Genomic DNA, 9153 nt, shown 5'->3' with positions numbered 1-9153 from the left:
AGAAACGCATCGAGCGCGGCGCCGACCCCGTCCGGCGCATCGGCCGAGGTGAAGCGCACGGCGTCGAAGCCGAGCGCCTTGGCTTTCTCCGTAACCTGCGATTTCAGCGCTTGCGCCATGCCCACTCTCGGCCCGCGGGCGTCCTCAAAAATCGAGGTCGGCATACGTCCCCGAAGGGGTGAAGCCCGCGACGCGGTCCTGCAACAGCGGCCGGAACGAGGGCCGCGATTTTACGAGCGCATACCAGTTCTTGGCCGGCTCGAACTCTTCCCAAGGCACCTCGCCAAGATAATCGAGCGCCGACAAATGCGCCGCGGCCGCCAGATCGGCGAAGCTCATGGCGTCGCCCGCAAGCCAGCTCCGGGTCTCGGTGAGATGCCCGACATAGGTCAGATGATAGCGCAGATTGTCGTGTCCCGCCCGCATGGCTTCCATATTGGGTGAAGAGCTTTGCGGCCCGAAGCGCCGGAACACCTTCTCCACCACCAGATAATCCGTCACCTCGTCCTGAAACTTGTGGTGAAACCAATCCACCAGCCGGCGCACTTCGGCGCGCGCGGCCGGATCGCCGGGAAAGGGTTGAAAGCCGCGCACGGGCCGCTCGTCCATCGTGTCGGCAAGATATTCGGAGATGGCGTAGGCGCCCGCGATCGCGCCACCCTCGTCGGGAATGAAGACCGGCAGCGTGCCCGCCGGGTTCAGCACCAGAAATTCCGGCCGCCACTCCCAGGGCCGCTCTTCCTCAAGCTCGACCTCGACCCCGCACTCGCCGAGCGCAAGCCGAATTGACCTGGAGAAGGCGCATAGGGGATGGTGGAGGAGATTCGCCATCAGGGCTTGTGTGGCTATTCGGTAGAAATTGAATCGCGCGGGGCGCGAGAGCCTCGTATAGAACCTGCGCGCTCACCGAACAAGCCGCGCGACGAGGGACCATGACGATAGAGCAGATCATCGTGATCGCGGTGGTGCAGGGTATCACCGAGTTTCTGCCGATTTCGTCCTCGGGTCACCTGATCCTCGTCCCCCATATTCTGCACTGGCCCGACCAAGGCCAATTCGTCGACGTCATGGTGCATGTGGGCACCCTGTTCGCGATTCTCATCTACTTCTGGCGCGACGTCTGGCGCATCACGCTCGGCGGGCTGGATCTGTTCAAAGGCAAGGTCACCGACGACGGCAAGCTTGCCATCTACATTGTGCTGGCGACCATCCCGGCTGTCGCCTTCGGGCTGTTTCTCAAGAAGTTCGGCTTCGGCGATCTCGAACGCAGCGTGACCATCGTGGCCTGGAACACCGTGCTCTACGGCTTGTTGATGCTCGTCGCCGACATGGTCGGCCCGCAGGTGCGGACCCTCGAGAAGATGACCCTGGGCAGCGCGATGATCATCGGCGTGGCCCAGGCGCTCGCCTTGATCCCGGGCACCAGCCGCTCCGGCGTGACCATGACCGCCGCGCGTTTTCTCGGCTTCACGCGCCCCGACGCGGCGCGCTTCTCTTTCCTACTCGGCATTCCGGCTATCGCCGGCGCCGGCGTGCTCACCGTCGGCGAAGCGCTGGCCGCAGGCGACACCATCACCATGGATGCGGTCTACTGCGCGATACTCACGTTTTTCGCAGGTCTCGCCGCGATCGCCTTCCTGATGGCGCTCGTGCGGCGCATCAGCTTCCTGCCCTTTGTGCTCTACAGGATGGTTCTCGGCGGCTTCCTGCTGTTCATGATCTACAGCTGAGACAGCCTACGCCTTGTAGACCGAGAACTGTCCGCGCGGGCGGAATTGCTCCAGATAGTCAGGCACAACGCTCGCGACGGCGACCGGCTCGATGCCGAGGCCGTCGAGTGTGCGCCCCGCTTTGATGGCCGCATCGCTCACCACGTTGTCGCGTTCGAGAAGCCGTACCTGGTCCACGGTCAGCGGTGGGTTTGGCAGCCATTGCAGAAAAGCGCCCTGGAGTTTGGCGAGCCAGAACGGCAGCGGCACCAGCGGCCGCGAGCGCATCGTATAGGCGAGCACGCGCTCCATAACATCGCGCATGGTTAGGATTTCCGGCCCGCCCAACTCGTAGGGCGCTTTGGCCGCCGCGTGGCCCTCGAGCGCCGCCACGATGGACTGCGCCACGTCGCCCACGAACACAGGCTGAAATTTGGTGTGCCCGCCGCCGATCAGGGGCAGCAGCGGTGAGATACGCGCCAGCGCCGCGAAGCGATTGAAGAACTCATCTTCCGGTCCGAACACTACGGACGGCCGGATAATCGTGGCGTCCGGAACCACGTCCTTGACCGCCGCTTCCCCCTCCGCCTTGGTGCGGACGTAGATCGAGGCTGAGTCCGCGTCGGCGCCGATGGCCGAGACATGCACGAAAGCCTTCGCGCCGGCGGCCTTGGCCGCCTTAGCCACGTTGCCTGCGCCTTCGTCTTGGACGGACGTGAAGGTCTGCTTGCCGGCGGAGAACAGGATGCCGACCAGGTTGACCACGGCGTCCGCGTCCTCGGCGGCCGTGATCAGGGAATCCGGATAGCGCACATTGGCCTGGACCGGCACGATCTGGCCGACCCCGCCGAGGGGCTGCAGATGTCCGGCAAGCTCGGGACGCCGGACGGCGATGCGCATACGCGCGCCCGTCCGCGCAATGGCCCGGACCAGGTGACGCCCCAGGAAGCCTGAGCCGCCGTAGACGGTCACGAGCGCCCGATTGTTGAGTGTAATGGCCACTTAGATGCCTCTTAACCCGACCGCGGTATTGTGCACAGCAATACACGAGGGGAGCAAAGCCTTGAAGGCGCTTCTCCAGGCAATTGACAACGAGAAGCCCCGATCGTACCTGAACGCACTCAAGCCCAGGTGGCGGAACTGGTAGACGCGCTAGCTTCAGGTGCTAGTGCCCGAAAGGGCGTGGAAGTTCGAGTCTTCTCCTGGGCACCATTCCCGCCCCGTTGCCGTACGGCAAGGGGGCGCCAATGACGGCAGATGAGACAGCTTTGAGTGAGGCCCCGACCGTCGAATTCTTCAAGGGCGATTTGCCCCAAGGCCGCTTCGAGGCCAAGGCCATCGCCATCGATACCGAGACGCTCGGGCTCAATCCGCATCGCGACCGGCTGTGCCTCGTGCAACTCTCCGACGGCGACGGCAGCGCCGCTCTCGTCCAGGTCTCCGACCCTTACGATGCGCCGGAGCTTAAGCGGCTGCTAGCCGACGACAGCATCCTCAAGATCTTTCATTACGCCCGCTTCGACGTGGCCGTGCTGAAGCACTTCCTCGGCGTCATGGCGAAGCCCGTCTACTGCACCAAGATCGCTTCGAAGCTCGCCCGCACTTATACGGACAAGCACGGCTTGAAGGATATCTGCCGGGAACTGCTGGGCGTCGAGCTCTCCAAGCAGCAGCAATCCTCCGATTGGGGCGCCGCGGATCTGACCCCCGAGCAGCTCAACTACGCGGCGAGCGATGTGCTATATTTGCACGCGCTGAAAGATCGTCTCGACGCGATGCTGAAGCGGGAAGGCCGCGACCACTTGGCGCGCGCCTGCTTCGAATTCCTGCCGACGCGGGCCGAGGTCGACCTCGAAGGCTGGTCCGAGATGGATATCTTCGCCCATTAGCGCGGCCAAAAGCCCCGAAATTCAACGGCTCACGGTCGCAATCTGATCAAAGTCCTGCGGCTAAGCTTAGGCTGGGTGGGCAAAGAAGCCGGGGTCCCGCGAATTATTGGCGGATATTATGGCATATGAGGCGAATCTCGTTGGAGAAGGCCGGCACCATACCGTGCGGTCGGTGGACGAGCGCGAGCGTGCCTTCCTCAGCGCCGAACGTCACAGCCGTATCGTGCATATCCTGCGCCGGGCGTTGCCCGTCGTCGCTGTTCTCGTGCTGGCCGCGTACTTCGTCTCCACCAGGATGAACGTCACCGTGGGCGACGTCACGGCGAGCATCGACGGGATGGAGATCGCCGACGGCAATCTGCGTATGCTCAATCCCACTCTGAAAGGCGCCGACAAGAAGAACGGCGACTACGTCGTGAAGGCGGAATACGCCGATCAAGATGTGAAGAGCCCCAATCTCATTAAGCTCCACGCCATCACGGCCGACGTGTCGAATTCATCCGGCGGCTGGTCCAAGATGAAAGCCGTGCGCGGCAAGTTCGATAGCAAGACCGAGCGGCTGCTGATGAAGGATCGCATCACCGTCGAGACGAGCGCGGGCGTGACCGGCGAGCTTTCATACGCCACGCTCGACATGGCGACGCAGACGCTGCGGTCCCACAATCCCGTTTTCTTCAAGCTGACCAACGGCACCGTGCGCGCAAACGCTTTAACGCTGCGGTCCCGGGAGAACACGCTGGTATTCCGCGGCAAGGTGGCCGTTCACCTGACCGGCAAGAAGAAGGCCGCCGCAAGCACCGGCACGCCTAAAGTCGCCGCGCCATCGCAGCCTGCGGTGCCATCACAACCGGTCCCGCAACAAGCACCCGTCGCGGCAAGTACACCCCAGGCCGCGCCACAGACGATGGAGCCGCAATGAGCCGGCGAGGGAACGCCAGGTCTGTATCCGGCATCGTGGGCGGTGCGCTCGCCGTGCTGATCGCGCTTGCGAGCCCGGCGCCCGCGCAGAACCTCAACAACACGTTCGGCGGCCTCTCCGAGAACTCCGACCAGCCGATCGATATCGAGTCGGATACGCTCACCGTCTACGACGCGAAGAAATACGCGACCTTCAAAGGCAACGTAAAGGCGGTGCAGGGCACGACCACGCTGCGCGCCATCGAACTCGACGTCCATTATGTCGGCGGCGCGAACAAGCTGACCGGGCAAAGCGAGGAGACCCCGCCGGTCGCCCCTCAGCAAGCGCCCCAGCAGGCCAAAGGCGACGCCGACAGCGCGGAATCGCGGATCAACAAGATCGAGGCGCGCGGCAGCGTCGTCATCACCAGCGAGGACGACCAGACCACCACGAGCGACTGGGCGATCTACGACGTCCCCGCAGGGCTGGTAACCGTGGGTGGCAATGTGGTGTTATCGCAAGGCCAGAATGTGCTAAAGGGTGACCGGCTTGTCATCGACCTGAAGACGGGTGAAAGCCGGTTCGAAAACACCGGCACCGCCGCGACTGGGGGCCGCCGGATTCGTGCGCTTTTCATGCCCAAGGAAGACGGGGCGAACCCCAAGAAGCGCAAGAAGGCTGGGGACAATGCCGCCGAGAGCCCGCAAGCGCCGAGCGGGCCTATGGTCGACGACAACGAGCCGTTGCCGCTCGTACCTGAGTTTCGATAGACGCACCGAGCGCTTTATCCGATCTTAACGGGCCGGCGCTTCAACTAGGAGCGAAAGGGTCAGTGGGCAAGTTGCTGTCGTTCCCGAACCATCAGGCAGTCGCTGCCCAAGAGGTCGCCGCACCGGTGCAGCCGGTTGCGCGCGAACCGGAAGGACTGCATGAGGCCGGCAATGGCTGGCTCACCATCCGCTCCGTCGTTAAGAGCTTCAAGAAGCGCATGGTCGTGCGCGGCGTCAGCCTGGACCTCGCCCGTGGCGAGGCCGTCGGGCTGCTGGGCCCCAACGGCGCGGGCAAGACCACGGTGTTCTACATGATCACGGGTCTGATCCCCGCCGATGAGGGCTCCATCAAGATCGACGGTCGGGACGTGACCAAAATGCCGATGTACCGGCGCGCGCGGCTCGGCATCGGTTATCTGCCCCAGGAGGCTTCGATCTTTCGCGGCCTCACGGTGGAGGAGAACATTCTCGCCGTGCTCGAGATGGTCGAACCCGACAAGAAGGAGCGCCAGCTTCAGCTTGACTCCTTGCTTGAGGAGTTCCGCATCACGCGGCTCAGGAAGTCGCCGTCCATGAGTCTGTCGGGCGGTGAGCGCCGCCGCGTCGAGATCGCCCGCGCGCTCGCCTCGCGGCCGTCCTTCATGCTTCTTGACGAGCCCTTCGCGGGCATCGATCCCATCGCCGTCGGCGACATTCGCGCGTTGGTGCGCCATCTCACAGAGCGCGGCATCGGCGTTCTCATTACCGATCACAACGTGCGTGAGACGCTCGATCTTGTTAGCCGGGCCTATATCATCCATGACGGCATGGTTCTGACCCATGGGACCACGCACGATATCGTCAACAATGAAGACGTGCGGCGCGTCTACCTTGGTGACGAGTTCAAGATATGAGTTCCTGATCGCGAGTGAGTTCGTAAATGGCGATCACAACAAAGCTCGAACTTCGCCAGACGCACAGTCTGGTCATGACGCCGCAACTCCAGCAGGCGATCAAGCTTCTGCAACTCTCCAACATGGAGCTTGCGACATTCGTCGAGGGCGAACTGGAGCGAAATCCCCTGCTCGAACGGGCGGAGACGGACGAGCCGAACGGCGCCGACGACGACCGGCCCGCCGAGAACGGTGAAGCGAAGAAGGAGAACGGCAGCGACGCCAGCGCCGAGACCGGAGAGAGCGACGATTGGGTCGATCTGGAGGCCGGTAACGATACCGGCCGCGCGGACGATCTCGATGCCGACCCGCAAGACATGTTCCCCGACTCGGAGAACTTCATCCCCGGCGCCCTGACCGATTCCGGCTGGACCGGACTTTCGCAAGGCCCGCGCGCAGACTCGGACGAAGGCTCCAATCTCGAAGCCTATGTGGCCGAGCAGAAGACGCTACGGGATCACCTCTGCGACCAACTCGTCCTCGCCTTTTCAGATCCCGCGCAACGCCTGATCGGACGGCACATCATCGATATGACCGACGAGGCGGGCTACTTGCGCGGCGAGCTCGATGGCCTCGCGGAGCTTCTCGGCGCGCCCATTGAACTCGTCGAGGAAACCCTGACCGTCATGCAAGGCTTCGAGCCATGCGGCGTTTTCGCCCGCGACCTTCGCGAGTGCCTGACTCTTCAGCTTAAGGAGCAGGACCGTTGCGATCCGGCCATGGCCGCGCTCCTCGACAATCTGCATTTACTCGCGACCCATGACCTTGTTGCGTTGAAGCGCGCCGCCAGCGTCTCCGACGAGGATCTGTCCGACATGATCGCCGAGGTGAGGCGCCTCAATCCGAAGCCCGGACTGAAATACGGATCGGCGCCGGCGCAGCCCATCGTTCCTGACGTGCTGGTGCGGTCGCTTCCCGACGGGAGCTATCACGTCGAGCTGAACTCCGACACGCTTCCGCGCGTCCTCGTCAATCAGACCTACTACGCGACGGTCTCAAAGTCGAAGATGCGCAAGGAGGATAAGAGCTACTTGGTGGACTGCTTGCAGACCGCGAACTGGCTGGTGAAGAGTCTCGACCAGCGCGCCCGGACCATTCTGAAAGTCGCCCAAGAGATCGTGCGCCAGCAGGATGCCTTCTTCACCTACGGCGTCCGGCATTTGCGGCCGCTCAATCTGAGGACCGTGGCCGACGCGATCTCCATGCATGAATCCACGGTGAGCCGCGTCACGGCCAACAAATACATGGCGACCAATCGCGGCCTCTTCGAACTCAAATATTTCTTCACCTCGGCGATTGCCGCCACGGGCGAGGGCGACTTCCATTCCTCTGAAGCCGTCCGCCACCGCATTCGCGAAATGATCGACGCGGAACCCGCGGCCGATGTCCTCTCCGACGACAAGATCGTCGATCGCCTAAAGGGTGACGGCATCGATATTGCACGGCGTACGGTTGCGAAATACCGCGAGGCGCTGGGGATTCCTTCCTCGGTCCAGCGCCGCCGGCTGAAACGCATCGCTTTGGCGGCAAGCGCCTGACCGGCACATCTAACGTGCTGTTCGCACGCGCGAATCGTGTAAAGAGGTAACGGGAACGGAATGCGTTTGACACCCTCCGAGCGGGGGTCTAGCTTCCGGCCCCGCGGTGAAGGCCGATTGTGGATGGGCCAGGGCGTCACAGTTCGCTCTGTTGAGTTAGGCCTCACAAGATGTGGTATGCGCGCCGGGAAGCGCTGGTCAGCAAGGATTTGACAGTCTTCCTCGGGCAATGGCGACAACACAAGTTACCGAACAGATTCTGGACCTTCTCGAGGCATTGCGCGGTTGCGTCCAGGAATGCGTTGTAGGCACCGCCGAGAACTTACGTGGGGCACAGGCCGTCGGGGCAAGTGTGCATCGAAACGAGTACGGGACATTCCGCGGCAGCGATTGCGAGCGGGAAGGAAAGCGTGAGCGAATTGTCGGCGGTTAAACGCCGTTCGCTCCCTGGAAAGTCACACGGGTAGTCTAAAATGCATTTAGGTGATCTGATCGCACCCGAGGCTGTGAAGCCTTCGCTCAAGGTCAAGAACAAGAAGCAACTGCTCACTGAGCTTGCCGCGTGCGCGACGCGCTTCTGTGATCTGCAAGAGCGCGACATCTTCGATGTTCTGTGGCAGCGTGAGCGGCTTGGCTCCACCGGCCTTGGTCAGGGCGTCGCCATTCCGCACGGCAAGATGGCCGGCCTGAAGCAGATTGTCGGTGTGTTCGCGCGCCTGGCCGAGCCTGTCGATTTCGATGCACCCGACGGGGAGCCGGTCGATATTGTGTTCCTGCTGCTGGCGCCCGAAGGCGCCGGCGCCGATCACCTGAAGGCGCTTGCGCGCATCTCACGCCTGCTCCGCGAGGGCTCGGCCGTTGAGAAGCTCAGGGCCTCCAAGGACGCGAGCGCGCTCTACGCCGTCCTCACTCAGGAAGAAGCCTCTTCCCACGCCGCCTAGCGCGGCGCCAAGTTAGCGATCATCTCGTTGACGACTTGGGCCATGGCCATCGCCGCGCAAGCACTTGGCCTGTAAAAGCTTTGGTAACCGAGCCAATGCGCGTGACGGTATCGCCGTCTGGCGCCTGGCCTCCGTTCGTCGCCTCGCCGAATCCGTAGATGGCGGTCTCGCCGTTGCGGAAGGTGGGTGATCTTCTAGGGTGAAGAACTAGTGCACGCTTACCGGCACGAGATCGTTCTCGATGGCGTTGGCGATGGCCGCGCCACGGCTGTCGGTCAGCGCGATCGGCGTGCCGTCGGCACCGAGCACGGCATAGAGATCGATGCCCGGGGGCGCATCGTCTAGGGCCGGAAACAGTTCCGTCGCAGCGTCGGAATCGAGCTGCTTGATATACGCGACCTCGCCGTCGCCGAGAAGCGCTAGCTCCTTCAGGCTCATCAACGGGCGGGTCTCTTCGTTTTCCATCTTGTTCATTC

10 protein-coding genes and 1 tRNA gene are annotated in these 9153 nt (G+C 63.0%); 8 read left to right on the top strand and 3 right to left on the bottom strand.

The features are described from left to right. Window positions 1-144: 144 nt before the first annotated feature. Window positions 145-831, bottom strand: a complete 687-nt coding sequence (locus ACSLE4_RS04870; protein WP_435903351.1) for a glutathione S-transferase family protein — start codon at window positions 829-831, stop codon at window positions 145-147. A 101-nt stretch (window positions 832-932) separates the two neighbouring features. On the opposite strand from ACSLE4_RS04870, the gene ACSLE4_RS04865 reads away from it, so the two are divergent. Further along, complete coding sequence (locus tag ACSLE4_RS04865) at window positions 933-1730, top strand: undecaprenyl-diphosphate phosphatase (protein WP_435903350.1); 798 nt, start codon at window positions 933-935, stop codon at window positions 1728-1730. Window positions 1731-1736: 6 nt separating this feature from the next. On the opposite strand, the gene ACSLE4_RS04860 is transcribed toward ACSLE4_RS04865, so the two are convergent. Further along, window positions 1737-2705: a complex I NDUFA9 subunit family protein gene (locus tag ACSLE4_RS04860; RefSeq protein WP_435903352.1), complete on the bottom strand. Its 969-nt coding sequence runs from the start codon at window positions 2703-2705 to the stop codon at window positions 1737-1739. 129 nt (window positions 2706-2834) lie between these two features. Between ACSLE4_RS04860 and ACSLE4_RS04855 the strand changes: the two genes are divergently transcribed. The 7 genes from ACSLE4_RS04855 (at window position 2835) to ptsN (ending at window position 8677) form a co-directional block, all read left to right on the top strand. Further along, a tRNA-Leu gene (locus tag ACSLE4_RS04855) sits at window positions 2835-2921 on the top strand. Window positions 2922-2956: 35 nt separating this feature from the next. Continuing rightward, window positions 2957-3598 carry a ribonuclease D gene (locus ACSLE4_RS04850; RefSeq protein ID WP_435903349.1) on the top strand — a complete coding sequence of 214 codons (642 nt, stop codon included), beginning with the start codon at window positions 2957-2959 and terminating at the stop codon, window positions 3596-3598. Between the two features lie 172 nt (window positions 3599-3770). Beyond that, window positions 3771-4517, top strand: a complete 747-nt coding sequence (gene lptC / locus ACSLE4_RS04845; RefSeq protein WP_435903348.1) for an LPS export ABC transporter periplasmic protein LptC — start codon at window positions 3771-3773, stop codon at window positions 4515-4517. Next, window positions 4514-5266, top strand: a complete 753-nt coding sequence (locus ACSLE4_RS04840; RefSeq protein WP_435903347.1) for an LptA/OstA family protein — start codon at window positions 4514-4516, stop codon at window positions 5264-5266. The genes lptC and ACSLE4_RS04840 overlap by 4 nt, the downstream gene beginning before the upstream one ends. 62 nt (window positions 5267-5328) lie before the next feature. Further along, a complete protein-coding gene (gene lptB, locus ACSLE4_RS04835) occupies window positions 5329-6159 on the top strand; it encodes an LPS export ABC transporter ATP-binding protein (protein WP_435903346.1) in 831 nt (276 codons plus the stop codon). A 26-nt stretch (window positions 6160-6185) separates the two neighbouring features. Further along, window positions 6186-7736 (top strand): RNA polymerase factor sigma-54, encoded by a 1551-nt coding sequence (gene rpoN / locus ACSLE4_RS04830; RefSeq protein WP_435903345.1) that lies wholly within the window; start codon window positions 6186-6188, stop codon window positions 7734-7736. Between the two features lie 473 nt (window positions 7737-8209). Further along, entirely contained in the window at window positions 8210-8677 is a 468-nt protein-coding gene (gene ptsN, locus ACSLE4_RS04825) for a PTS IIA-like nitrogen regulatory protein PtsN (RefSeq protein ID WP_435903344.1), read from the top strand. A 207-nt stretch (window positions 8678-8884) separates the two neighbouring features. Here ptsN and ACSLE4_RS04820 read toward each other — a convergent pair whose 3' ends face one another. Next, the gene (locus ACSLE4_RS04820) at window positions 8885-9151 is read right to left on the bottom strand and encodes a DUF1150 family protein (RefSeq protein WP_435903343.1); all 267 of its coding nucleotides are present in this window, start codon (window positions 9149-9151) and stop codon (window positions 8885-8887) included. Between the last annotated feature and the right edge of the window lie 2 nt (window positions 9152-9153).

It is taken from the genome of Methyloceanibacter sp. (assembly GCF_051306395.1).
GTDB lineage: Bacteria > Pseudomonadota > Alphaproteobacteria > Rhizobiales > Methyloligellaceae > Methyloceanibacter.
This window is presented reverse-complemented; position numbering and strand designations above follow the sequence as displayed.

Coding starts and splice junctions, on each gene's coding strand:
- ACSLE4_RS04870 (WP_435903351.1), bottom strand. CDS start 831: ATGGCGAATCTCCTCCACCATCCCCTATGCGCCTTCTCCAGGTCAATT.
- ACSLE4_RS04865 (WP_435903350.1), top strand. CDS start 933: ATGACGATAGAGCAGATCATCGTGATCGCGGTGGTGCAGGGTATCACC.
- ACSLE4_RS04850 (WP_435903349.1), top strand. CDS start 2,957: ATGACGGCAGATGAGACAGCTTTGAGTGAGGCCCCGACCGTCGAATTC.
- ACSLE4_RS04840 (WP_435903347.1), top strand. CDS start 4,514: ATGAGCCGGCGAGGGAACGCCAGGTCTGTATCCGGCATCGTGGGCGGT.
- rpoN (WP_435903345.1), top strand. CDS start 6,186: ATGGCGATCACAACAAAGCTCGAACTTCGCCAGACGCACAGTCTGGTC.
- ptsN (WP_435903344.1), top strand. CDS start 8,210: ATGCATTTAGGTGATCTGATCGCACCCGAGGCTGTGAAGCCTTCGCTC.
- ACSLE4_RS04820 (WP_435903343.1), bottom strand. CDS start 9,151: ATGAACAAGATGGAAAACGAAGAGACCCGCCCGTTGATGAGCCTGAAG.